Source organism: Mycobacterium sp. NTMscope_Eco_3, from assembly GCF_976985685.1.
On the sequence record NZ_CDRJYZ010000002.1, the window covers coordinates 44,929 to 68,484 of the forward strand.

Annotated in this window: 23 protein-coding genes; 15 read left to right on the top strand and 8 right to left on the bottom strand. The window is 63.7% G+C overall.

The window, feature by feature from the left end; genetic code table 11:
* Positions 1-772: 772 nt before the first annotated feature.
* The 3 genes from AC0KTM_RS28625 to AC0KTM_RS28635 all read left to right on the top strand — a co-directional run bounded on the left by AC0KTM_RS28625 (position 773) and on the right by AC0KTM_RS28635 (position 3,163).
* A complete protein-coding gene (locus tag AC0KTM_RS28625; protein WP_192579516.1) occupies positions 773-1,840 on the top strand; it encodes an IS110 family RNA-guided transposase in 1,068 nt (355 codons plus the stop codon).
* Positions 1,841-1,854: 14 nt separating this feature from the next.
* The gene (locus AC0KTM_RS28630; RefSeq protein ID WP_047323904.1) at positions 1,855-2,589 is read left to right on the top strand and encodes a TetR/AcrR family transcriptional regulator; all 735 of its coding nucleotides are present in this window, start codon (positions 1,855-1,857) and stop codon (positions 2,587-2,589) included.
* Between the two features lie 397 nt (positions 2,590-2,986).
* A complete protein-coding gene (locus tag AC0KTM_RS28635; RefSeq protein ID WP_156181225.1) occupies positions 2,987-3,163 on the top strand; it encodes a hypothetical protein in 177 nt (58 codons plus the stop codon).
* Positions 3,164-3,165: 2 nt separating this feature from the next.
* Here AC0KTM_RS28635 and AC0KTM_RS28640 read toward each other — a convergent pair whose 3' ends face one another.
* Together AC0KTM_RS28640 and AC0KTM_RS28645 are read right to left on the bottom strand one after the other, a co-directional pair.
* Positions 3,166-3,375 carry a hypothetical protein gene (locus AC0KTM_RS28640; RefSeq protein ID WP_047323903.1) on the bottom strand — a complete coding sequence of 70 codons (210 nt, stop codon included), beginning with the start codon at positions 3,373-3,375 and terminating at the stop codon, positions 3,166-3,168.
* 184 nt (positions 3,376-3,559) lie between these two features.
* Positions 3,560-4,186, bottom strand: coding sequence for a TetR/AcrR family transcriptional regulator (locus tag AC0KTM_RS28645; protein WP_089150880.1), 627 nt, complete (start codon positions 4,184-4,186; stop codon positions 3,560-3,562).
* A gap of 355 nt (positions 4,187-4,541) precedes the next feature.
* Here AC0KTM_RS28645 and AC0KTM_RS28650 point away from each other — a divergent pair, with 355 nt between their 5' ends.
* From AC0KTM_RS28650 to AC0KTM_RS28680, 7 genes are all read left to right on the top strand, one after another.
* Positions 4,542-5,576, top strand: coding sequence for a tyrosine-type recombinase/integrase (locus AC0KTM_RS28650; RefSeq protein WP_074021058.1), 1,035 nt, complete (start codon positions 4,542-4,544; stop codon positions 5,574-5,576).
* A gap of 103 nt (positions 5,577-5,679) precedes the next feature.
* Positions 5,680-6,315, top strand: a complete 636-nt coding sequence (locus AC0KTM_RS28655; protein ID WP_136246050.1) for a hypothetical protein — start codon at positions 5,680-5,682, stop codon at positions 6,313-6,315.
* A 474-nt stretch (positions 6,316-6,789) separates the two neighbouring features.
* A complete protein-coding gene (locus AC0KTM_RS28660) occupies positions 6,790-7,302 on the top strand; it encodes a hypothetical protein (protein WP_047323914.1) in 513 nt (170 codons plus the stop codon).
* A gap of 446 nt (positions 7,303-7,748) precedes the next feature.
* Entirely contained in the window at positions 7,749-9,701 is a 1,953-nt protein-coding gene (locus AC0KTM_RS28665; RefSeq protein ID WP_047323898.1) for a hypothetical protein, read from the top strand.
* 303 nt (positions 9,702-10,004) lie between these two features.
* Complete coding sequence (locus tag AC0KTM_RS28670; protein WP_232512930.1) at positions 10,005-11,513, top strand: AlbA family DNA-binding domain-containing protein; 1,509 nt, start codon at positions 10,005-10,007, stop codon at positions 11,511-11,513.
* A gap of 187 nt (positions 11,514-11,700) precedes the next feature.
* The gene (locus AC0KTM_RS28675; protein WP_047323896.1) at positions 11,701-11,940 is read left to right on the top strand and encodes a hypothetical protein; all 240 of its coding nucleotides are present in this window, start codon (positions 11,701-11,703) and stop codon (positions 11,938-11,940) included.
* A 226-nt stretch (positions 11,941-12,166) separates the two neighbouring features.
* The gene (locus AC0KTM_RS28680) at positions 12,167-12,946 is read left to right on the top strand and encodes an SseB family protein (protein WP_047323895.1); all 780 of its coding nucleotides are present in this window, start codon (positions 12,167-12,169) and stop codon (positions 12,944-12,946) included.
* Between the two features lie 197 nt (positions 12,947-13,143).
* Here AC0KTM_RS28680 and AC0KTM_RS28685 read toward each other — a convergent pair whose 3' ends face one another.
* Positions 13,144-13,680, bottom strand: a complete 537-nt coding sequence (locus AC0KTM_RS28685) for a hypothetical protein (RefSeq protein WP_047323913.1) — start codon at positions 13,678-13,680, stop codon at positions 13,144-13,146.
* A gap of 198 nt (positions 13,681-13,878) precedes the next feature.
* On the opposite strand from AC0KTM_RS28685, the gene AC0KTM_RS28690 reads away from it, so the two are divergent.
* The 3 genes from AC0KTM_RS28690 to AC0KTM_RS28700 all read left to right on the top strand — a co-directional run bounded on the left by AC0KTM_RS28690 (position 13,879) and on the right by AC0KTM_RS28700 (position 15,819).
* Positions 13,879-14,016: a hypothetical protein gene (locus tag AC0KTM_RS28690; protein WP_167380249.1), complete on the top strand. Its 138-nt coding sequence runs from the start codon at positions 13,879-13,881 to the stop codon at positions 14,014-14,016.
* A gap of 212 nt (positions 14,017-14,228) precedes the next feature.
* Positions 14,229-14,675, top strand: coding sequence for a hypothetical protein (locus AC0KTM_RS28695; RefSeq protein WP_047323894.1), 447 nt, complete (start codon positions 14,229-14,231; stop codon positions 14,673-14,675).
* Between the two features lie 322 nt (positions 14,676-14,997).
* Positions 14,998-15,819 (top strand): hypothetical protein, encoded by an 822-nt coding sequence (locus AC0KTM_RS28700; RefSeq protein ID WP_047323893.1) that lies wholly within the window; start codon positions 14,998-15,000, stop codon positions 15,817-15,819.
* Positions 15,820-15,874: 55 nt separating this feature from the next.
* Here AC0KTM_RS28700 and AC0KTM_RS28705 read toward each other — a convergent pair whose 3' ends face one another.
* Entirely contained in the window at positions 15,875-16,504 is a 630-nt protein-coding gene (locus AC0KTM_RS28705; protein WP_047323892.1) for a uracil-DNA glycosylase, read from the bottom strand.
* 123 nt (positions 16,505-16,627) lie between these two features.
* Here AC0KTM_RS28705 and AC0KTM_RS28710 point away from each other — a divergent pair, with 123 nt between their 5' ends.
* A complete protein-coding gene (locus AC0KTM_RS28710; protein WP_047323891.1) occupies positions 16,628-17,656 on the top strand; it encodes a hypothetical protein in 1,029 nt (342 codons plus the stop codon).
* Between the two features lie 613 nt (positions 17,657-18,269).
* On the opposite strand, the gene AC0KTM_RS28715 is transcribed toward AC0KTM_RS28710, so the two are convergent.
* From AC0KTM_RS28715 to AC0KTM_RS28730, 4 genes are all read right to left on the bottom strand, one after another.
* The gene (locus AC0KTM_RS28715) at positions 18,270-18,608 is read right to left on the bottom strand and encodes a hypothetical protein (RefSeq protein ID WP_047323890.1); all 339 of its coding nucleotides are present in this window, start codon (positions 18,606-18,608) and stop codon (positions 18,270-18,272) included.
* 13 nt (positions 18,609-18,621) lie between these two features.
* Positions 18,622-19,284 (bottom strand): hypothetical protein, encoded by a 663-nt coding sequence (locus AC0KTM_RS28720; protein ID WP_136246053.1) that lies wholly within the window; start codon positions 19,282-19,284, stop codon positions 18,622-18,624.
* A gap of 190 nt (positions 19,285-19,474) precedes the next feature.
* Entirely contained in the window at positions 19,475-19,717 is a 243-nt protein-coding gene (locus AC0KTM_RS28725; RefSeq protein WP_052955347.1) for a hypothetical protein, read from the bottom strand.
* A gap of 467 nt (positions 19,718-20,184) precedes the next feature.
* Positions 20,185-21,795: a transposase gene (locus tag AC0KTM_RS28730; protein ID WP_145958897.1), complete on the bottom strand. Its 1,611-nt coding sequence runs from the start codon at positions 21,793-21,795 to the stop codon at positions 20,185-20,187.
* 516 nt (positions 21,796-22,311) lie between these two features.
* On the opposite strand from AC0KTM_RS28730, the gene AC0KTM_RS28735 reads away from it, so the two are divergent.
* Positions 22,312-23,508 (top strand): hypothetical protein, encoded by a 1,197-nt coding sequence (locus tag AC0KTM_RS28735; protein WP_192579515.1) that lies wholly within the window; start codon positions 22,312-22,314, stop codon positions 23,506-23,508.
* Positions 23,509-23,556 lie beyond the last annotated feature (48 nt).

Here is a 23,556-nt window from a genome sequence, read left to right on the forward strand (position 1 = left end):
CGTAAGCGAAATGCCAGCCGGGAGGTTAGTCTGATCGGCTCCTCGCGCAAGTGGTCATGCATTTCCCGGGTCATTAGGCCGTCGTCGAGGTATGAGCAGCAGCGAGGCGGGTAATGACGTGGACGCACGCGGCCTTGGTCGGCCGGCGGCGGTCGGTGCATGCCACTGGTAATCGCGCGGCCGGTGAGCCTGAAATCCCGAACCGCACGTGTCCACACGTGAGGCTTGGTTGGCGCAAGCAGCATATTCATTGCAGACCATCGCTCTCCGTCTGCGCGATTTCGCTCGCACAACTCGGAAAGCTCGTTCGACAGCCAGACGACATGGCATGTAGTGGCAGCATCGAGGAGCTTGTGAGCCAGGGATCGTTCGACCGTTTGCCTGACATGAATCCTCCTCCGGCGTAAAGGCGGATATGGATAAAGGACTACTAGTAGCGCTACACTACTACTAGTAGCGCTACACCACTACCAGTAGTGTTAGTTGCGTTGGGACGGGTCAATCGTCCGATGCAGGCACGATTCGGTGCGTGCCAGGTACCCGCGGGGCTTACGGTGATTTCAGTGTCAGGGTGAGGTCGCCGCGTGTTGCGGTGGTTGGATCCTGATCACCTGGTGTCTGGCTCATAGGCTCGGTGCTGCCTTCGGGTTGGCGTGCATGCGTTTTGTCGGCATCAGGTGTGAAGGACCGGCCGGCGTGACTTGATAGGAGCGTGGCATCCCCCCCGACTGAGATGTGTCCGCCGACCGGCCCAACCGTCACCTCACAGTGAATGGAGGCAACCACCATGGTTGTTGTTGGAGCCGATGTACACAAGCGCACGCACACCTTTGTCGCGGTCGACGAGGTTGGGCGCAAGCTCGGGGAGAAGGTCGTCGAAGCGACCACCGCCGGGCATGCTGGAGCGGTGATGTGGGCCCGGGAATGTTTCGGTGCCCAGCTGGTGTGGGCGATCGAGGATTGCCGGCACCTATCAGCCCGGTTAGAACGCGACCTTCTCACCGCAGGGCAGCAGGTCGTGCGCATCCCACCGAAGCTGATGGCTCAGACCCGTGCCTCAGCACGCACGCGCGGTAAGTCTGACCCCATCGATGCACTGGCGGTCGCGCGCGGGTTTCTGCGTGAACCTGATCTGCCGATTGCTTCTCATGATGAGATATCGCGCGAGCTGAAGTTGTTAGTTGACCGCCGCGAAGTCCTTGTGGCACAACGCACGGCGACGATTAGCCGGCTGCGTTGGCGAGTCCATGAACTCGATCCCGAACGGGCCCCCAAGGCTGCATCGCTGGACCGAGCCAAACACCGCCAGATCCTGGGCGCGTGGCTGATCACAGTCCCGGGCCTGGTTGCCGAACTGGCTTGTGAGGAGTTGGCCGACATCACCCGGCTCACCGAGCAGATCGATGCGTTGGCCAAGCGCATCGGCGAACGCGTTCGCGCCGTGGCGCCTACCCTGCTGGCAATACCGGGCTGTGGGGACTTGACCGCGGCCAAACTCGTTGGGGAAACCGCCGGAGTGACTCGTTTCAAGAGCGAGGCCGCCTTCGCTCGCCATGCCGGGGTGGCGCCGATCCCGGTGTGGTCAGGTAACAGCGCGGGCAGGGTCCGCATGACTCGCTCTGGAAACCGGCAACTCAACGCGGCCGTGCACCGCATCGCGGTCACCCAGATCCGCCTCCAAGGCTGCGGGCAGGCCTACTACCGCAAACGCGTCGCCACCGGCGACTCCAAACACGAAGCCTTGCGCTGCATCAAACGACGCCTATCCCGCATCGTGTTCAGCCGTCTCCACACCGATCACCACAACCGGACCCAGCCTTGCCAAACGGCAGCGGCTTGACATAGGAGAAACACATGGAGCGCGACGCCCTTGAATTCCCCGTTGACGACGATGACGACGTCGACCCACGCCGGCTACGCTCAAGGACCCGGCTATTGGATGCTGCCACCACGCTCCTCAGCGCCGGCGGCATCGAAGCCGTCACCGTTGACGCGGTCACCAAAGTCTCCAAAGTCGCGCGCACGACCCTGTATCGCCACTTCAGCAGCTCCACTCAGCTGCTGGCCGCCACGTTTGAACGGCTGCTGCCGCAGGTCCATCCACCGCCGGGGACGGGTCCGTTGCGCGACCAACTCATCGAACTGTTGAGCCGACAAGCCACGCTGTTCCAGGAGGCACCGCTACACGTCACCACACTGGCTTGGGTCGCGCTTGGCCCAGCATCAAATAGCAGCGCCCAGGAAACCTACGATCGGCACGCGCTGCGGACACGAATCGTCGACCAATATCGCCAGCCGTTCGATCGCCTTTTGCAAAGCCCCAAAGCCCGCGCCGACCTCGATGAATTCGACCCGCAGCTGATCCTGTGTCAACTTGTGGGGCCACTCGCGTTCGCTCGACTCACCGGCATGCGTGCCATCGATCGTCAAGACTGTGAGCGCATCGTCGATGACTTCCTTGCCGCGCACCGCCGCCACGCCGATGAGCCCGCAACGCAGGCCCCCTCCGCAAACCAGCTTCCCGCAGCAGCCGCTCCGGCTACCCGAGTGTGGCCAATTGCCGACCACGAGATCGGCAACGACAGATAGTTCCGGAGGCGACCTGGACGGGTGGCCGCCACGCACCTGCGTCCCGCCGCTGTGCGGAAACGCGTACTGAACGCGGGCTGACCGCGAACTAATCCGGTAGCGACTGCCGTTTGCACCAGGTGCGCGGCGGTCGGGAATTGGGGTCATATCGGCGCGATCTCGGCCAGGATCAGCTGTACGCCGAGCCGTTCCGGCGCCGGCGATCTCGTCGAGACGCTCGATCTCCGGAAGCGTCTGTCGGGCGGCCATGGTGTCGTCGACGATGATCTGGCCTGGCCCGCCGCCGGCCGCGCTCGCGTTGGTGTCGCCGCTGTGGCTGCCACGTCGGTCAGGGCGCTCAGTTGCTCGTCGATGCGAATGGTTAGGGTTCGATCCGCGCGCTTAGGGTGTCAATCAGGTGAGCAAGCATCCGGCTTCGCTCCGCGTGGTGGTCGTCGAAATCGGCCGGTCAAGGCCTCGACAAGGCGCCGTGTTTGACCCGCATCCGGCCGCGGGCCAGGTCAGCGAGTTGTCCGGCGTCGCGCTCGCCAGCGATCAACGCCTCAAGCATGTCGCGAACCGAGACGGTGACTAGTTTCAACGCGCCACCGCCGGCACTTTAATCAACGCGTCCTCGAGCAGCTTAATCAACGCGTCCTCGAGCAGCTTCTCCAGCTGCCGCCAGTAGCGGGCGCGTCCGCCGGTCAGGTCGACCCGCAGCCGTGTGTAATCGTGCAGCCGCCGCCCCGGTGCCGGCGGCACGAACGATGGCCGCAGCATGCCGTTCTCGGTGAACTTGCCAGCCACACCGCGTCCAACTTGTCGTGCTTCACGTCGCGGACGTTGACCAGCCTGCTCGAAGCGCCAGTGCGTGACCCTCCCAGGTCGGGCCCGGCGCCAGGCTAAACCACAGGCTCACAAACCAGAGTGAAATGGCGTCGGTGGGCAACCCGACCACATTTTCACGCCTGCGAGGCGTCGCCGAAGGCAATCAGGGGGCTGAACCGCCTTGCCCAGTGGGTCGGGTGAGGCTGGGAATGATGAACTCAACGACGAGCGCTTGCACGGTGCGACCGGTGGGGGGTCGGCTAGGGATGATGGACCGGAATATTAGGTAGCCGGGCAGTAGGTCCCAAAGTTCGTCGTTAATGGCGGCGCCGGCGATATCACCGCGGTCGACGGCCTGCCTCAGGATGTGCTGGACCGAGGCTTTCCACTGCTCGAGGAACTGATGCCGTATCGCTTCGTTGAGCGCGGCGTTACGCGACACCTCGACAAGCACCGCGCGGATGGTGCTGGCGTGCTGGCGGGCCTGTTGGCTCACCAACTCCCCAAGTTCCAGCAAATCTCCCCGCAGTGTGCCGGTATCGGGCGGGACCACGACCTGGCGGATCCCCTCGATGAACGCGGTCAGCACCAATTCGGCTTTCGACGGCCATCGCCGGTACACCGTCGCCTTGCTGGCGCGGGCGGCGGCCGCCACCGCGTCCACCGTCAACCGGTCATACCCGTGTTGCTGCAGCAGGCTTAACGTCACCGCAAGCACCTCGGCCTCCCGCGGCGACCACTGTGAGGAGTCCGCGGGACGATCGGCGATCTGGGACACAGTGCCCACGATAGAACCGTCGCAGGTTTTGTTTCCCAGTGACTGTCCCCATCGGTTGGAGCCGTGGTCATGCGCGTTGGGTGCACAATTGGTGGATACCCAGAGCGTCTCATACGGCTGCCGGACTGATGTTGCCAAGATAGCTGTGGCGGCGTTCAACGTTATAGAAGTTGTCGAAGTAGTCGGCTATCGCACCGGCCAATTCCATGCTGGTCTCCCAGCCCGGGTGTTGAGCAGCTCGACCCGTATCCGGGCACAGAAGAACTCCATGGCGGCGTTGCCTATGCGCAATCCCCGCTGGTATCGGGCAACACGCGTCAATCATGGATAATTGCCGTTATCCATCAAATCGTGCGACCATTGCTTCATGACACCGCCGCGTCCCGGCCACAATAATAGGGAATCCAGTTACCCGCCATGGTTTTTGGAATTCCTCGCCGATCGTGCGATACGCAAGCCGTCACCCCATACGATGAGGGCATACCGCCAAGATTTCGACGCCATCGCCACTCTGCTTGCCGACATCCCCGAGCAGGTCGTTGATTTGAGGCCCGATGTCCTGATCAAGGACGCGCTGCGGACCGCCTTCGCCACTTACGCGCAGACCCACTCGGCCGCATCGATTCGGCGATGCTGGTCGAACTGGAACACGTTGTGCGACTACCTCTATAGCCGCGACGTTATCGCAGCTAATCCGATGTCACTGATCGGCCGACCCAAAGTCGCTAAGACGCTCCCGAAAGGCCTTGGCGCCGAGACGGTTTCCGGGCTGCTGGCGGCGATCGATCTGGACCAAGGTTCAAGGCGCCGTTCCGACTGGTCCGAGCGGGACCGGGCTATCGTCCTGACGGCTGTGCTCGCCGGACTGCGGGCAGACGAACTGGTGCGTGCCGACGTCGGCGATATTCGACCCACCGATGGGGGAGGCGTCATCCACGTCCACGGCAAGGGAAACAAAGATCGCCGAATACCGATAGAACACGCCCTCATTCGCGAACTCGAGGCGTATCTGGGATCCCGAGCAGCTCGCTTTCCAGGCACGACAAAGCGGCGGTCCGCCGAAACCGGGCTTGCCGCCTGGGCGGCCACCGCTCCACTATTCGTCGGCAGCGACGGTAAGCGGATGACACGGGGCACGCTCCAGTACCGGGTACTACGCGCGTTCAAGAAAGCGGGGCTGAACAGTCAACGCGCCGCCGGAGTCTTGGTACACGGTTTCCGCCACACCTTCGCCACCGAACTCGCCAACGGGAACGTCAGCGTGTACGCGCTGATGAAGCTTCTTGGACACGACTCGATGGTGACCTCGCAACGCTACGTTGACGGAGCCGGCGTGGAGAACCGTGCAGCCGCTGCGCAAAACCCGCTGTATGGGCTGATCGAAACCGCTCGGGAACCATAAAGCTCCCCAGTCTTTCTGCAAGATTCTACGTTACGTCAGGTAGTCCTGATGAACCAGCTCAGTTGCATCAGGATATCTTGACGCACCGACTAGACTCCCATCCATGGGATGGGAGCATTCGCTTGGCGACCGTGGCAGCGAATGGCACGAGGGGTTCATGGCCGCCGAGTTCGACGATGGCCGCGGCGCGCTGGGAATTCTCGGCACCGGAATCCCACCAGGACACCTTGCCGTCGACCAGTATGGCGACGGTACATGGGGCCAGGAGGCGGTGCGCCGACACGGCGGTGACGCCGCGTTTGTGACCAGGCCCGCCGGCGACGTCGTTGGCTGGCGCGTTATCTGCAACTGCTACGCGCCTGGTGACGTAATGCCCAGGAAACGCTGGGTCAGTCAAGAGCTTTGGACGCGCGTTCCCTCCCCGGTGCGACACGATCCCGCTGCCTTTCGTATTTTCGCAGCAGACGACGACGTCCTGGATGTAGTCAGTGGCGGTGATGCGGATGAGGCGGGCCACGCCGTGTGGTGGAACGAGCACATCAGCGACATCGACGCCGAAGCTGAGATCGCAGCCGCACTCGCGGTGATTCGTTCTGGCGAACGACAATTGGATCGGGCCGTCCTGCACGCACGCGGTCGACAGATGTCGTGGGCGAGAATTGGTGCAGCAGCTGGCATGTCGGCGCAATCCGCTCATGAGAGATGGGCACAACGTGTGCGAGAGGCATCTCATGAGTGACCATAGCCCTACAGGCAGCAGTTGCCCCACGACGTACCGGCTGCTGCAAGGGTTCAGAGCCAGTTTCGAGGATGGCCCATTGCGGCAGCGGCTGAGTGGGCAGCCCGAATGGCACATGTACGACGACCATGCCGGGCATCTGGCGAGCTTCAGAGGTGATAGCACTGACGCCATCAGAAGCGCCATGCGCTTGGTGATGGACCGGGGTGACTTCGGCACTGGTGACTGGTTTCTCGTGGCCTCCGGTGAGTACGAGTTCCGACTTAACAATGTCGGCATCGCACTCCGAGCGGAAGCGTTACGTCGGCGTGAGGGAATGGATCACGGTGGTGAGTGATCCGGATCTGGCCGCGCACATCTACCCAACCGGTGCACGACGCGGTGGGTAAGGCCCGCGATCGAGGCGAAGGTGAGCCCGGCGGGTGGCTTCGGCAGGCTGCGACCAGGTTGGCGGCGCTCGCGGACGATCGCGGGATGACGATCTCTGTCGCCGCTGCGGAATCCCTTTTACGAGAGAGGCTTTCGCGCATCGCGGACCGTCTTGGCATCAGCTGGCACCAGGCGCAGCGCAGTTTCGACGTATCCGCCCTAGACGCTTTTGCCGACCGGTTAGTGGCAACGTTCGCTACTGAGGAACCTGGCGGTGACCTGTTTTCCCTTCCCCGCACCGCACAGATCAGCGTTTCCGGGCTCGGCCGGCTTATTGCCGGTCTGGCCGAAAGTCTGCTCGCGTGTGAGCGCACCGCGGCGCTTGAAGACGACGAACGCGCGGCTCGCCGACTCGAGATCACCGAGCTGCTGTCCGTTGCTGGGCTTATGCAGTCCGAGAGCTCGCAGGGCGATGTGTCTGCTCCCCCGGCTATGTTTCTCCGCATCGCACGCATCTTCACCACGGTGGCTGACCTCACCGATCAACCCGAACTGGCAAACACGTTAAGGCGTGACGCCATCCGTGCGCGAACTGCTGCGGTACCTGAAATGAACTAGACCAGGTTGGTTCAGTCTTCGATGGCTGTCTCTTTGACCGTGGGCCTAGTCGAAGCCGCCTTCTTCATCAGTCTCGCCGCCAATGGATCGCCGGGCTCGACCCATTGGGCGGCCCGAACGGTCCTAAAGCCACTGACGGTTCAGAACACACCGTCAGTGCTGAGTCCTGATCCTGCTTCACGGCCCAAGACCATGCCCCGTGGTCAGCTCCGCTGATCAACTACATATGTCGTCGGCGGTCGTCACCACGCTCCCCGCCGGCCGCCGCTCGATTCCGCCACGACTTGTCGGGCGGCACTTCTACCCTTGATGCTTGCGCACTCGCCAGACATCGACGCCGCGCTGACGTGGCTCGTCGCTGTGCGCCGATCGATCCGCGACCAGGGCGGTGATCCGTCGACCCGCCAGATCGAAGAGCTGCTAGAACGAGAGAGGATTTGCCGCCGATGGGTAAAGGCGCCCGAATCCGAAAGGAGCGCGCCGAGAAGCGCGACCACGAACCTGCGCAGTTGAAGGGCGGGAAGTCCAACCCAAAGCCGACGGGAAATCAGCCGCCGCCATGGCCGCCGTCGGGAAAGATGCCGCCGTTCGGGCTGGCTGGGGGCTGGCCGTCCGAAGATCCGATCTCAAAGGTCATGTCGTTCGTGAGCTCACAGCCGCAGCTGATCGTGTGCGGCCTCTTTGGGCTGGACCCAATTACATACGACGAACGTCGCGAACTGCTTGGCGGGGTCAGCCTTTACCACTCCCTCGAGACCGTCGCCTGCGTGCAGGCGCAGTGGGACGTGGCCTACTCGACCACCCGGGGCGTGCGTGACGTTGAGGGCGACTTCCTCGCCGGCGGGGGCGAGGGTGGCCTGTCCGAGAAGGTCCTCAAACGAATCATCATCTATGGCGACATGCTCATCTCGCCCCGCGCGACAGCACAGCTGCAGCGCGAAATCATCGAATACGCGTCGACGGATCACGCCGCGCCGGCGATCGATCGCAATACCCTGACGCAGCTGCTGCTGTCGATCACGACGGAGCAAAATCTCAACTCTGAGTTCGCGGGCGACGTGCCCACCACGGATGAAATCGCGAAGCTTCAGCACAAGCTGCCGAAGATGGGCCTCGAAGAGCTGCATGAATACGCGAAACCCCTTATCCAGGGCGAAATCGCGTCGGCACTCTTCAACGCACCGCTGAGGCTCGAGATCGTACTTTCAAACACCTACGATCTGTGGTTCACCAAGTGGGCACCGAGATCTAAGACCACGGGATTGGGCGCGACGCCCGCCGAGGCCTTCAAGATCGCCACCGAGGTCGAACTGATCGACATCATGCGGCTGGGGCTCCGTATCATCAAGCGCAGCACCAAGAATCAACAGGTTCGGTTCAGCCGCGATGAACTGCTCGCCGACGGCGCCTCCGAGGCGGCGATCGACTACCTCTTCACTAACATGGCGCTGAAGCTGGACGATTTCAAGACGAAGCTGCAGGAGGATCGCAACGCCGGGGAAATCGGCCACCAGCGATACACCCTCACGCGGTACCCGTTCCTCGCCATCAACGACAACGCATTCGTCACCATCCGCCACCAGTGGGCCCTCGACCGCCTCTGCGGCGGCCAGCTCTACTTCGAAGCGTGGGCCAGCCTCCCCGGATCGGCCCGACATCGGTTCAAGACCGCGATGAACGACGCCTTCGAACAGTTCGTCGCGGGCATTCTCCACCGCATCGTCGACAAGTGCCCTCATCTACTCGCGATTGCCGACGAGCCCGACATGCAGGCCGCATGGACGCAGAAGAAGGGCGTAGAGCCGTCGGTGTGCGACTGGTTGATTCTCGGCAAGGATCACTGCGTGGTGATCGACGCGACAAATCACGCGGTGAAAGAGGATGCGGCGCAAGGGCTAGCGACGTGGGAAGCCTACAGCGCCGACGTCGAGAAGATATTCATGGATACCGACCACGGCAAGTACAGTCAGCTGCTATCCACCATCGACCTCGTCCAGAAGCACCGCGGCTGGGAAGGCCACAAGGTCGACAACAAAACGATGTACGCCCCGCTGGTCATCGTGCCCGACGCCGGCGTTACCAACGGACTGTTGGCTCAGTTCGACATCAATATCCGAAGCGTGAGGGCGTTCAAGCATCTTCAGCCGCAGGTGTACGCACCCGGCATCGTTCCGCTCTCAGACCTCCAACTGCTGGAGGGTATGGCAAACATCGGGGCGAAGGGCGGCAAGAACCCCAACATGATGGATCTGATCGCGAAATGGCGCACCGCAGCTTCGAAATACGGCATGGCGTCTTTGCAGCTGTACCTCCTCAGCTATGGCGCGCCGACACTGCCGCTGAGCGACCACATCCTGAAGAACAGCGGAATGGTGATCAACCTGCTCAACGGCAACTAGGCCGGGCGCAGATCGCTGGCGACGGTGCACTAAGCGCTAGTGGAACAATATGGGACTCGACGTTCGTCGGTATCTCGATGCTCATTGTTGAACAACGGTCGGCGCCGGCGCCTGAGAATCGATCACACATGCGGGCATCTCTCGCGCGGCGCGACCGTATCGCTGGGCGATGTTCGGTTCCAGAGATCTGGTTTGACTTTTCGACCGACCGCAACTGCGCGACGCACCGTGGTGGCGGGAATATGCTCGACCGCTATGGGTCTCAACCTAGATACGAGGGCGTCGTTTCGACGCAGCCACCGCTTGGACAAACTCGTCGAGGCGATTTTTCACGCCTCCTCGACCACCACACCCGAGACCCATTGGGTCGAGTGGAAAAGCACCCTGGATTTCTCCAAGGCCAAGGACAAGGTCAGCGCCGCCAAAGCGATCATCGCTTTCGCCAATCGCGACCCGGTGAACGCGGCCCGCGAGTGCGGGGGCGAAGCGTACCTCGTCGTGGGCGTTTCACCTGTCGGCGTGCTCGACGGCGTCGCGGTACACGACGCGGCCGACCTCGCCGCGATGCTGCGAACCTACGTCGACGGACCACACTGGGACGTCGACTACGTCGAGTTCCGCGGGCAACACGTCCTGATCATCACGGTCGCACCACCGCAGCCCGGCGACCGGATCCACTCCCTGGTCAAGGACTACGAGAGCTACAAGTCCGGAACTGTGTTCCGCCGCGGCATTTCCGGCTCCGAGCCGGCAACCCATCGAGAGCTCAACGAACTGCAGAACCGGCTCCTGCAAGACCCCCCGGTCTCTGACAGCGACGCGTTCGACGAGGCAATCAGCAGCGGCAACTACCGTTTGACCGGCCGGCTGCTCCGCAGCGCCGCCCGTGGTGTGATCGACGCATGCAGCGACCCTGAACGATTCCCACCCGGCTTCGCTAGTCGTGTGCCGACGGAGCAGATCATCCAATACGTCGAGATCGCTGATGGCTACCGCACGGCCGCAGCGCCTTTGCTTCCTCTCGTCATCGAAGGCTGTCGCGTCGAAAGCGCTTTCCTTGAAGTCGAATATCGACAGCTCATCACGGCGCTCGCCGAGCCGAGACCGCTTGCCCAACAGAGCGGTTCGCTCATCACGAGTGTCCGAAACCAACAGCTGGAAGCGTTGGCAATGCTGCCAGCCACGCTCACGATGTACGCCGGCACGATCGCGGCAGTTGAACACGAGAACTATCGCGCCGTCCGCACTCTGACCGTCGATGCCACCGTCGATTGGTCCCTTTTCACGAACCGCAAGGTGGCGGTCCTCGATAAGGCTGGCCCCTGGGAGATTGTCGGCCACGAGCGGCATCTCGGACTTGCCCTACGTGCCGCCCAGACAGGCGCACTCACCAAACAGCTGCTGGAGGACCTCGCAGCGGGTCGACTTCCGCGCCGACCGGTCTACCCAGTCTCGGATTTCTTGTTCGATGCGCTGCGGTCGTACTTTCCCGACCGCACCGATTCCCAGTACATCCGGCTGTTCGATGCCGCCGAGCTCCTTTTCGCCCTTGTTGTCAGCGATCTGGCGGCTCAACGTAACCCAGGCCTCCTCGACCAACCCTGGCTGGGGCTGTTCGTCAAGCACGCGGCCGAGAGCTACCCCTTCGAGGAGACCGAGGTGGCGCACATGTTGATGGACGCGCGAAGCGCGGGCGACCAATGGCCACCCCTAGAAGCCGGTCTGTTCGGGGGATCAAAGAAACGGCTACAGGAAGCCGCAGACACCGTGTGGACGGCTACTGTGGCGCAGCTCCGCCGCGGACCTTTCTGACCAGCTAGTCGCGAGGATGCCTTCGATAGACACTGACTGCCCCGTGCTGGCTCGATGGCGAAACGGCCAGTCGTCCTGAGTCATGCGACGCAGACCGAATACGCGAACTGCGCTGAGACTGTTCCGGATTCCGCGGTCCCCATCGGCTGGCCACAACCGCTGACGTGGCGGTGGCACGATAACAGTCATGGATGAGAAGGTGCCCACTGTCAGCGTGCGGTTGTGGCGTGCCGACGCGATCGTCTTGGCCGACTGGCTGGCCCATACTGATCTGAACACGGTACCGGTCACCCATCCGGCGCAAAAGCAGGCGCTGGCAGATCTTTTGAGCCGATTTGAATGGGCTGCCGACGAGGACGTGACCGCGGCAACTGCCGAAGAGATCGCGGCAGCCCAGGCCGAAGTGGTCCGCGATATGGGTTGGTGACACACCTGAGCGGGCTGGGCACTCGCCCCAGCACGGTCAGGTAAACGATCTGCACATCGCCAGTCCGCTCACTGCGGCTTCTGGCGTACGTGTAGACCGCCGCGCTCGTCACTACCTCGAGGCGGCGCGGTAAAACTCCGAAAGCCGGGCGGCGGGGCGATATCGTCTGAGGCGGGGGAACCATCGCTGGTCGTTATCCGAGATAGGTCAGGGGCTTTCACACGACATGACACCTGCAGGCTACCCCGATCGCGCCAGACTGGTGGACAACGTGGTGCTGCGGCGAGCCGTGGCAGCGTTCGCCGCCCAGCCCAACCAACGCGGCGCGGTTGAGGTGCTGCGGTTGTGCATGTACGGGGAGGTGCTGTTGGACATCACCGGCTCTGACGCATTGACCGGTGAACCGTTCGCCACGGGCTCGCACTTGCAATTCCGGGGCGGCACTGGCCCCAATGGCGGTTCGGCGCTGTTCTGCTACACCCGCAACGAGGAAATCGCCCGCCTGCACCCGCCCGGTGCGACCACCGCGTCACTGGTTCAGCCGGCCATCGGGGCGCTGGAGCTGGCCCGAAGCCAGGGCAACGCATGGCTCTACATTGATCCGGCCGGGCCCACATGTGCCCTGTCAGCCCCCGAGATTGATTTCGCGTTGCGCAACGGCAACAACGAGCGGCTCAAGCAGGCCCTAGCCGACCACACCGACGGGAAAGCCGACAGGCAGGCCGTGGTGCAGGTGCTGCGCGACAACGGCCCTATGGTGCTGGCCGGCGATGATTCGCGCGGCGGAGTGGGTGTTCGCATCACCACACATCCGAACGGCACGACGAGCATCTTCGCCTTCACCAGCGCCCCGGAAGTCCTGGCCTTCAACCCTGCCGACGCGGCCATATCGCTGACGATCGAGCAGGTGGTGCACATGGCCCGCGAACAGGGGCACACCGGGATCGTCATCAACCCCGCCGGCCCGTTCCTGTGGGTTTCGTTGGCCGAGCTCCTCGGCGAATAAACGCGGTTGGGAGTGAAATCAGCTGTGCTCCAATGCAATCAGGGCTACGGAGATACGGCTGTTAAACACCTGGGCGTAGGCGCCAAAGCTGGCCGGAAGAGCGACCCGACGTTGTTTGCAAAGGTGCCCATGCTTGTGGTCAGCTACCGTGCCTGGCCGACGTCATCGACGACAAGTAGCGCACCGACCGCAGCCAGTCATCCACCGTCTGTCAGATTGCCGATGGTGGTCGTGGTATCAGATGTGGCGATGAACCCGGTGTAGGTCTGTCCTGAGCCGATTCGGCAGGCCAGTGCAATCGTGTCGGTCCATACGCAGATTGCGTCGTCGAATGCGTATGCGGTGTTCTTGGGTAGCAGGTTGAGCGGGTGGCCTTCGAACTCGGGCTTACTGCCAGGGCTTGGGTTTTCAACGCTGGTGAACTTGATTGGGCTGACGACGGTGCCTGATTCGAACAGGCTCACTGTGTTCGCTCCTCCAGGGGCGCTAGCGAACGGCCCGGTGCAGTTCATCGCATACATCATGCGGTGATTGGATGACGTGCAGTACAGGCCGCTGGGTGTGCGGAAGCCGCGCACTGAGTAGGCCAGGCCGGGGCGCACCGTGTAGTCGCTCTCAGATGCCTTTGGGTAGGAGGAGAAGTCTGGGGCGGCCGGCGCAGCCTGCGCGGCGACCGCCGGGACCGTGGCCAGCATGGCCAGCAAGCCCGCGACCGCCTGGCCGATCCGATTCATGACATCCATTATCCCTGCGCCCCGGTGGTGAACGGACGCTTTTTGATGGGTGAGGACGCCAACAAATGCCTACCGTGATATACGCCTACAGCACAGACTGGATGAATGAACTGGCATGCTCAACCGCCAGGCAGGCCACTGAAGGGGAGAACGCGCGTGAAAAGGACCCGCCTATATAGCCCAGTGTTCTTCGCCGTGATGGCTGCGCTATGCCTGATCCTGTTCGTGGTAAACGTCATCCACGGCACGTGGCTGGGCTTGATCAGTACCGGAGGCCTCGCGGTGTTGATGGGTTACCGGGCGTGGTCCGGCAGGCGCCGCACCAACCAGCAATAGACCTACAACGCAACACCGCTGCTAAAGCAGGCAAGCACGTGGTGCTGACCCGGACTCGCGGGCGACCTTAGGACATTTCCCCTGCCAAAACGCACTGCGTGGTGTCGTTCACGCGAGCTACACGCGCTAACCGCACCGACTTGTGCGTGATCAGCAAGTACGTTGGTCGCGTGGTCGCCAACAGTGTCCGTAGCCGCAGGATCGCTCGAGGGTTGCTGGCGCTGGTGTGCGTGGCTGCGGCGGCCGCAGGCGGGGTCGTCGCGTGGCGCATCGATGAGCGGGCACAACCGTGTTGGAGTGTGCGGCAATTCATCGAGTTCAACCGCGATACGCAGGCCTCGCTGAAAGCCAAGACGCGGTTCGCGCCGCCCGGCTCGTACGAACCAGACGTGGTACCGGCTGCCGGCGACTACCAGGCCTGGCTCGACGGTCTGCAGCAGCACGCCGGCCAGGTGACCGCACCCGAGCTGTCGGCGCACGCGCAACGAGCCGCGGCGCTGGCGCGCGAATTCATGAAAGATGCCAACCAGATGAACGCCGAACTGGACAAACAAGATCCCTTGAAACCGCAACTGCCACCATCGGCGAAGGCGGCAGGCCAGGTTAACCGCGAGTTCGGCGACGAATTGGCCACGCTGGCACGCGCCTGCCCGACCTGAGCGCGCCGCCAGCCACTCGCGCCTCTCTACTGCGCCGAGTGACGAGGCGATGCGATGTGTGAAGCGGCCGGCGGGAGGCCGACACCCCGCTCCCCTACCCCTGCTGGGCGCGAGCGCGCGACGACGCAAGGAGCTCCGCTCGTCGCCGATAATGGTGAGGGTGACGGGCTGTTCGAGTAGCGCCGCGCTACGGCTGATGAGCCGGCGCCGGCTGTGGCGGTTGTGCCTGCCGGCTGTGGCGTGTGTGGTGGCGGCGACTGGTGCGTGCGCTGCCCTGGATCGTAGCTCCGAGGCCCGCCACCTTCAGGCTGAGATAGCGAAGATGCCTGGGGTCGACAGCGTTAACCCCGGCTATATCAACGATTTTGAGAACGGCGCGGAACTGAAATTGGTGGTCACGATGCCTAAGGCAAGCGAGGACCAGATCGCCGCGGTCGCCTCGCGCATCACCAGCATCAAAGGCAGCGATTTCGACGGCTACCGTCAGTCCTGTGATTTCGTCGTCGGCGATGAACTTGAGGTGATACGCGGCGCGCAGCTCGACCCCGCCCAGATCGTCGACGACACACACCGCTTGCGCGAACTGAGGACCCGCGTCCCGCGCTCGGCAATCCAATGGTCGCGTGACGGTACTAGTTCGCGGCTCGAGGTATGGGATGTCGAACACACCAGCGACGTCTTGACCGCAGCGTTGGCGGCCGTCAAGCCCGAACCGATGACCGTCTATATCCGTTCCGCCGAACCGACGAAGTACCCGACTTGGGAAGTCGGCGTTCCGATCAGCGGCGAGCAGCGCGCAGCGATCGATGCGTTGCTGTCGCGGCTGGTGCTGCCGGTCTATTACGTTCGCATCGACAGCGCGAAGATCACCGAACTATCGGCATACATCACCGACACTGCCCGGGCCTACGGTGACCTCAAATCAGTAATCTCCACGGTGGCGCCAACCAAACAGCAACCGTTGCAACTGGAGTGGCACCTCATGGTCGAGCCTGACAATTTTCACCAGTTCACCGGCTCGCTGACGGTGCCGAGCTGCCCCCAAGACAAAGGGGCCCCCAAATCCCAAGCCCCTCAGGGCAATCAGACCGCGGAGGCAGCCGCACTGCAGCGGCAACTGCAAAGCGCCTTCACCGCCTGTTGATACTGCCCTGCCCCGCCCCCGCGCCTGTGGCTGTTTCGGCTGAGCCTCGCCGGAGTTATGGCGCCGAGTCGAATCCCCACGCGATCGCACGCGCCAGCGAATGCACATACTGCTCGCGAACGAGACGGTCGCGGGTCATGATGTGATACGGGTGCGGAGGAAACAACAGACACGGCTCCCCAGGGTGATCGTCACGGCGGGCCCGCGGCACCCGGAAAGGCCAATTCAGCTCCCGCGCCTCCGGATATACCTGCACCAGCGCCGCTTTCGCGAACTTGCCGACGCCGATCACCAGCCGCGGACGCACAATATCTCGCAGCTCGCTCTGCAAGAACGGCAAGCAGTTCGCGCTCTCGTGCGGACGCGGATCGCGATTCCCGGGCGGATGACAATGCAGTGAGTTCGTAATGAACAAATCGGCCTTGGCGATGCCTGCGCGCTGATAACAGCGATCCAGGATGCGACCACTACCTCCGAGGAACGGCTCTTGCGCCTTCATGCAGCCCCGGCACAGTGCCTCCCCCACGATCGCCACCGGCGAATCGACCGAGCCAAAACCCGGTGCCGATTCGGTCACGCCTGGCTCATTCAAACGGTCCGGGTCAACGCATTTGCGGCACGCCTTGATCCTTCGATCGAGTGCGGCCTTCTGCCGCTGCCGGGCATCCGCTGTCACCTCACCCACCGGTCCCCATCAACCTCAATCGCAACCACCACTGGCGCGACGCTACCCACCGCGCACCCTCCCAGGCAGGAAATCGGAATGTTCACCGACCGACGCTGACCGGGTGCGGCAGACTGGTCCGCCGTGCGGGTACGTTTTTTCCAGCAGCCCTGGTGGATCCGCTGGCTGGCCGACTCGGTTTTCATCGGGGCCATGCTGCTTGTGTTCTGGTGTGTGTATGTCACACACCCTTTCGAGCGAGCCGCACCAATCGTGCTTGCCCTGGCCCTGGTGGGCTTCAGCGCGGCGGCCGGAGCGGCGTCAGCCCTGGGCCAGCGTCCCGCCCGTGCGGCGTACACCGAAGCGCTGCGGGGACTGAATCAGGCCGAGCGTGCCGAGGCGGTTCGGGCATTACGTGAAGGTGCTCTGCCGGCCCGTCATCGGGTGTTGGCCGGCGCGATCCGCTGCGGCGCTGTCGTTGAAGCCTATTACCAGCGGGCCAGCCGCGGCCGAACCACGCAACTGATCTCGGCGGCCCTCCTTGCTGTTGTCGGGATCGTTTCCGTCTTCCTCAGTGACCCGCGCCGCGGCACCCTGTGGCTGTTGATGGCCGCGCTGTTCGCCGCGCAGACGGTGCGCCGCGAGCGTGTGCGCACAAAGCTCAACACCCACCTGGCGCAGCTACTCGCGGCCGCCGACCGCTCCCCCGAAATCAACGCCGACGACATCGCGCCCCCACCCCTACCGCGGCGCACCAGCTGGCAAATCGTTTTGTTCGTCGTCGTAGTGGGCGTGGCGGGCATCGGCTTCACCCGATTGGCGAATCATCCACGCCGAGACTGCCGCGCCGCCGACGCCGCGGTCAGCTTCTTAGCCGACAATTCCGATCTGACCAATCTGCAGCTCATAGTGACCGGCGGCCCCGATTTACGCGCCTACCAACATTGGGCCGAGCAGCTCTCCCACTTCGCCGCCCAGGTCTCAGCTCCCGACATCGAGCCTCACCTGCGTGCGATGGCCGATCGCGCCAGCGATGCGGTTTCCCTTGTCGCCCAAGCCCGTACCTCCCCGCCGCCGCGCCCGGTTATCGACTTACAGAGCGCCTACGGGCAGGACATGCTCGCCATCATCGACCAAGAACGTTCCTTGACCGCTGCATGCCGGCCGCGCTGAGCTCTTGACGCCGCGGGCAAGGCGAACGCACCGAGTATGCGCGTGGCATTCGAGCGACGTCCGTACGAGGACGTCGAAATCCTTGCGTCCGTGTGCATTCGGTTGATGAAAGTTCAAGCGATGGCAGCGTTTGGCGACGAGTTCCTCCGGGCTCGGCGCCCGGGGCGTACTGGGAGCAATTTTGCCACGGGTTTCATGGCCCTAAGCCACCTACAATCAGAAATGTGGAGGGTCAGAAAGAGCGCCGCCTCGGACCGATCGGATCGGAACTTCCGCCGTTAGGCCCCTGGTGGATCCTGTTTGACCGGATTCTGGCGGCCTCCCGGCTCAGTCCACCGCGCTTATACCGACTGTTGTGGGGCCTTCAACCTCGCGCGCCGAGACACAGCAAACGAGGACGCCAGACCACGGGGCCCGGGCTGGTCGCGGCCCTAGACGCCCAACTTTTCGGTGGGCCCACCACCAGCCCTTGCCCACAGCGAAAGGTGAGAGAAAACTTCCCCGCTTTCCGGAGCGAACTGGCAAACGGCCCACAACGCCGACATGAGTGAGCGTTCAGTGTCGAAGTGGTTGCCTCGGCATGGACGTCCCGGTCGTGGGCCGTCGCATTCAGCTAGCGCTCCGTCTCGATCTGGCCGATAAGTGCATCAAGGTCGCGGCGAAAGTTGGGCCCGGTGCGCATACGCATGTAGACGTCGCGGTCGATGGCATAGACCCCAGGAATCGGATCCGCCAGGTGGTGTGCCAGCAGCGACTCGTTGGGCTCGGTGTCCAGCTCACCGGCATTGAGCCGACGCTCGAATTCATCGCGAAGTTTCAGCCTGGCGCCATCTTCAGTGTCGGCTATCACGTGCCAATCCGACTTCGGATACCAGGCCTTCCACGACTGATCGTTTTGCCGCTCAACTCGCGGCCGAACGACCACTACATACTCTGGCGTGCCGCTATCCATGGGGTTTCTCCAATCAGTCTGGCCAGTGGCCGCTGATATCGGTCGGGGACGAGAAGATGGCAATGGTTCCATCGGGGAGCAGTTCGCGGCAGGTGAAGCCGCCGCTCGGCCGAGGTAGGCACCACACGATGCCGGTTGGTGGTGTTGGGCCGGTACCGTCGTCGCCACTCGCGTCATCATGTGACTTCGGTGCATCGCTCGATAGGGTCTGATACCCAGCGGCGAGCTGACGCAGCGTCGCCGACACCCCCTGATATTGGGTTTTCGTCGCCTGCAGTTGGCCCTGCATCGCCGACAGATGCTGGTTCATCGCCGCCATGATCAGCTGGGCCCCCGCCGGCGACCGACCTAACGTAGCGGCCTGAGCCCCTACCGCGCGGGCCTGATCACGAATCAACCCCGAGGCCACTCGGCCCTGCTCGCCGATCACACCACCCTGCGCAGCGGTCTGCGTCAACTCCTCATCCAAGCCTGCAGCAGCGGTTCGGGCTCGCTGATATGCGCCAGCCACCCGGGTCACACCACCGCGCAGCCCGCTCACACCCTTCGGCGATGCAGGCACCGACCCGCCATCAGCAGAAGCAGGCAACTTGCCGCCCTCACCGCCGGCCGGATACAAGTCATGCGCACGGGTCAGCAGCCGGTCCACACCAGCCACAAACGCCGCAACACTCACCCCTCAAAATTAGCCGGAGCTCTGTCGACAATGCCACGCCCAAACCCACCAAGCTCCGTGCCAGCTCGACGCAGATGTCGTGCATCATGTGCTGGGCAGACGCGGCCCTCCTCCCGGCGCACCGACCTGACATAACCATCCAGGCGGGAGGAAGGGTGCGAGCCGGGCTAAGCACTGAGATTCCCTTCAGTTACTGCCTTAGCGGCGAGTCAACAAAGCCGCCGTCGGGCGGTGGAAGTGGAAGCGGTACAACCACTCCCCCGACGTCGGCCGCATAGTGAGCGGCTTCATCGGACTCGGCGTCGGTGTAAGCGCGCACGGCGGCGGGCTGGCTGGGTACCCGTACCAGCAGAGTGAAGTCAGCGATCTGCACGTCGCCAGTCCGCTTGCTTGGGTTCTGTCGAACGTGCAGATCGGCGCCATCATCGCTCATTGCGTCATTATCGGCCCTGTGCGCACTCTTCGACCGCTTCGCCCCTCACCTCGATCGGGCACGCTAACATCAGTCATGCCCAGCGATCCGGGCCGAAAGGGTCGACGGGTCATTCCAAGGGGTGGACTAATGACCTGTCCCGGGACAGACGCGCGTTCCCAGACAATCCGGCCCGAAGGCTCCGCGCGCTGTTGTCGTTGGTTTCAGTCGGGCGGTTCCCGAGCTGATCTGAAGAGAGCGTGTCGGTGTGGTCGTGCCGGTAGGCGCTGTCCGCGCGGCCACGATGAGTGCGCGCATCTGCAATGCGATACAGTGCACGGTTACAACGTGTTTCATGCGCGGATAGCGTGTGGGTGTCAAGCGACTTCGCCAACGGGCGATCCAGTCGAATCGAATTCGTTGGTGAGTGTCTGCCAACCGGAGAAGGAATCGATCCTTTTGGCCCGGATCGCTGGGCATGACTGATGTTAGCGTGCCCGCTCGAGCATTAATACCGTCGCAGACAAATCCGGGTCATAGGTGCGCCCGCAGGCGCGGCAGGTGAGAACACCGTTGCGTTTTTGCGTCTCGGCGGGGTTCTCGTGTCCGCAGCCGGCGTGAATACGGCTTAGCCCGGCGGCGGGCACCACCGTGATGGGGACCGCGTCGCGCGTCGCAGCGGCGATGATGGCCTGGCGCAACAGGCCGGGGGCGGCGTGCTCGCGACGACGGTCGATCTCACGCTGCCGGTCGGTAGGTAATGCGCTGCGCTCCAATGCCCCTCTGGTCACGTCGGCGACGTTCGTGTCGTCGACGACGACTCGTCCACACTGGCTGACGAGGGTGTGGGCGACTTGGCGCCATAGATCATCGCGGTAGCCGCGGGCTCGCGAGCGCCCGTGGCCCTGCTGTTGCCACCGCAGTCGATCGCTGCGCCGCCAGGCTTCTAACTGGGTGGCCATCTCGGTTCCGCTGTCACGCCAGTGCAGGGCGAGCGCGGCGAATCGCGCCGGTGAGCGCCACTGTGCCACCGCGGCGGCGGTGAGCTGTTCATCCGGGCGGCCGGGATGGGGTATGGGCCCATGCTCATCAAGCCAGTCGGTGAGCTTGCTGCGGATGCTGTCTAGGGCCAGGTCTCGCGTCGATGCCGTATGGCTGTGGCGCTGCAGTCTGGCTGCGATCACCGCCGGCGCGATGATGCGACCCGAGACGCCCTCGGTGACGGGCACAATGACGTGTGCAAGTCGGCGCGGAATCGTTATCGGTTCGGTGGCACGCCAATGGGCGACCACGGTGCCGCCCTCGCTGGCTTGCCAACCCAAATGTATTGCCACGACGGGACGCTCGCTCCGTTCGGTGGCAACCGCATGGGGTATGCGCGCGGTGATAGATAACCGTGCCCGTAGGTCGGCCCCGACTCGAGTGACTGTCAGTTGCGCGCCGACGATGTCGGCTTCGGCAGGAAGCCATCGATGAGCCTGAACGGGCACATCGATCCATTGTGGTTGGCGGCCAATGGATCCGCAGCGCAGTCGGACGGTGACTCGTCCGGCGCGCCGCTTCTCGGCGCGCGTCATTTCTGCCCACTGTTGCGGTCTGATCCATGGCATGTGCAGGACGTTGTGGTAGCGGCCGGCGGGATCGGCAACCACCAGCGGAGTGCGAGGCGGTCGGCCGGCGGTCCGCTGTAATTGCACCGCGATGGTGCCGGTGCCGTCGAAGCGGTGGTGGCGTAGCGTCGCGGGCTTGTGTTGTGCGCGCTGCTGTTGGATGCGTCGCACCGCGACTTTATGTTGGTCCACGATGTAATTGAATGTCGCCCAAAACAACTGGTCGCCCGTCGGTGACTGACAGTAGCGGCGATAGAGACTTTTCTGGTCGGCGGCAAGCTGCGCCCCTCGGTCCCGACGCCGTTGTGCGGCAGCGTCTTTGACTTCAGCGATGGCGTCGCGTCGGAGCTGGCGCGCAGACCTGAGCGCGGCTCTAGCATCACACAACTGCTGCGCGAGGGGCGAATCAACAAGCTTGTCTCGCGCGGCGATCCGAGCTGCTTTCAGTGCCGCCGCGGCAGATTCAACGCGTTCCTCGGCGGCGGCCACCTGCACTTCAGCGGCGGCTACTGAGGGATACGACGACCAAATCTCCTTTATGTCTTCGTCGTAGGCGAGCTGCAGGCTGACGAGGTCCTCACGCAGATCGTGTGCTAGCCGCAGTTGTTGGCGCAGGATGTCGGGCAGCTGCCACCGGTAATGCACACCCATGGTGTGAACTGTGATCCGCGTCGAGTCTCCAACCTCGACATTGGCGGCCCGCTCTGCCGCCTCTAACTCTCCGTCGGAGGCCACCCACATATCGTTGCACAATGAGCGTCGCGCGCTGAGGCACGGCTGATGCCGCCACGTAGTCGCACACGAAGGCGCCGCGGCCCGACCGCCACGCACGACCGCATCTGATGGTCGTCTCGCGCTGCTTGGCTTTCTTAGACGCGTGGCGAATTCGGGCGGCCGCGACTAGAGGTTGCTGAGAATCGCCGATTTGATGCTGTCACGGGATATTTCGAAGTTGGGAAGGCGTAGCTGTGGCATTGGCCCATTAAGTCAGGCTAACTTTGGTGGGTGAGTATCGCGGCATTTCTGGCGGGGGTCGACCGTATCCTGACGCGCGCGCATAACCTGTATCCCGCTGGTGGGCAGGGCGGCCCGTTTCCGGCCTCGGGTGGTGGCTCGGCTCCTGCGTCACCGGCCGGTGTTGGCGGGTTGCGAACCGGTGTGACGCGGGCCGCCGGCTCCTATCAGCAGGCGCGGACCAGCGCTGCGGGCCTCGACCAGGAGGTGCAGCAGGCGGCCGAGCAGGGCGGCACGATCGGCGCGCAGGGCCGACTCGGGTCCGGGGTGATTCGCGACCAGGCCCGCGCTGTGGCCGCGGCCGCCGGTCCGATGGCCCAGTCACCGGCCGGTGCCCGCCTGGTGATGGCCGCGATGGACCAGCACCTCACCGCGATGCAGGGCCAGCTGCAAACGACGAAGACCCAAAACCAGGCAGTATCGGCGACCTTGCGGCAGACCGCGGCGGGATACCAAACGCTGTCCGATGGCGCCAAGGACTCCCCCGCTGACCCGACGATTCGCGCCGCGGGCTGGAAGCCGGGGGACCCGTTGCCGGCCGAGCCGGCCCCGCCGGGGTTGCCGCCGGTGGCAACGGACCCGCGTAACCCGTTCGTGGGCGATCCTCGTTTCGGATACTGGACCGACTATGTGCCACCGCCGTACACGGGTTCGACGCCGCCTCCGCCGGCCAAGCAGCACGTGCCCTGGGTGGACGGTCCCGAGGGCGGCCCGACCGGCTTTTACACACCTGGTAGGACCTGGATCGGCGACAATGATGCGCCGTTCGCCGCCTATGAGCAGCAGTACAAGTTCCGCATCGCTGGTGAGGACCTGACGTCCTACACCCAGGTGGGTCCGGGTGGTCAGATGCAGCGCTGGGTGGCCTACACCTATGAGGCGCAGGAGTTCCAGAACGTGAAGCTCAACGGGGACATCTGGGTCAAGACGCCGCCAGACGCGAGCACGGGAGGGTTGGGCGGCGTCAGCACCGGCGGCATCGGAGGGATCTCCATCCCGCCCAAGATTGGGCCGTGGCAGCCCATTACCCCGGCGCAGATCGCGACCCTGTCGGCGGCTAACCCGACGGTTAAGTACTACATGCCCGATCCGTGCGGGCAACAATTCACATTCGTCAACGGGACAGCTACCGGGGGAAACGCGCCGGGTCCGATCACCCCGAGCATCATCGCTGGTCCGCCCGGCTGATGCCCGAGCTGACTCGGCCGGCGGCCCGGGATCTCGAGGCTCTGCCCT

Bases quoted from the DNA above. Each gene is read 5' to 3' on its own strand.
- AC0KTM_RS28625 (WP_192579516.1), top strand. From the start codon at position 773: ATGGAGGCAACCACCATGGTTGTTGTTGGAGCCGATGTACACAAGCGC.
- AC0KTM_RS28630 (WP_047323904.1), top strand. From the start codon at position 1,855: ATGGAGCGCGACGCCCTTGAATTCCCCGTTGACGACGATGACGACGTC.
- AC0KTM_RS28650 (WP_074021058.1), top strand. From the start codon at position 4,542: ATGACACCGCCGCGTCCCGGCCACAATAATAGGGAATCCAGTTACCCG.
- AC0KTM_RS28655 (WP_136246050.1), top strand. From the start codon at position 5,680: ATGGGATGGGAGCATTCGCTTGGCGACCGTGGCAGCGAATGGCACGAG.
- AC0KTM_RS28660 (WP_047323914.1), top strand. From the start codon at position 6,790: ATGACGATCTCTGTCGCCGCTGCGGAATCCCTTTTACGAGAGAGGCTT.
- AC0KTM_RS28665 (WP_047323898.1), top strand. From the start codon at position 7,749: ATGGGTAAAGGCGCCCGAATCCGAAAGGAGCGCGCCGAGAAGCGCGAC.
- AC0KTM_RS28675 (WP_047323896.1), top strand. From the start codon at position 11,701: ATGGATGAGAAGGTGCCCACTGTCAGCGTGCGGTTGTGGCGTGCCGAC.
- AC0KTM_RS28680 (WP_047323895.1), top strand. From the start codon at position 12,167: ATGACACCTGCAGGCTACCCCGATCGCGCCAGACTGGTGGACAACGTG.
- AC0KTM_RS28685 (WP_047323913.1), bottom strand. From the start codon at position 13,680: ATGAATCGGATCGGCCAGGCGGTCGCGGGCTTGCTGGCCATGCTGGCC.
- AC0KTM_RS28690 (WP_167380249.1), top strand. From the start codon at position 13,879: ATGGCTGCGCTATGCCTGATCCTGTTCGTGGTAAACGTCATCCACGGC.
- AC0KTM_RS28700 (WP_047323893.1), top strand. From the start codon at position 14,998: ATGCCTGGGGTCGACAGCGTTAACCCCGGCTATATCAACGATTTTGAG.
- AC0KTM_RS28715 (WP_047323890.1), bottom strand. From the start codon at position 18,608: ATGGATAGCGGCACGCCAGAGTATGTAGTGGTCGTTCGGCCGCGAGTT.
- AC0KTM_RS28725 (WP_052955347.1), bottom strand. From the start codon at position 19,717: ATGAGCGATGATGGCGCCGATCTGCACGTTCGACAGAACCCAAGCAAG.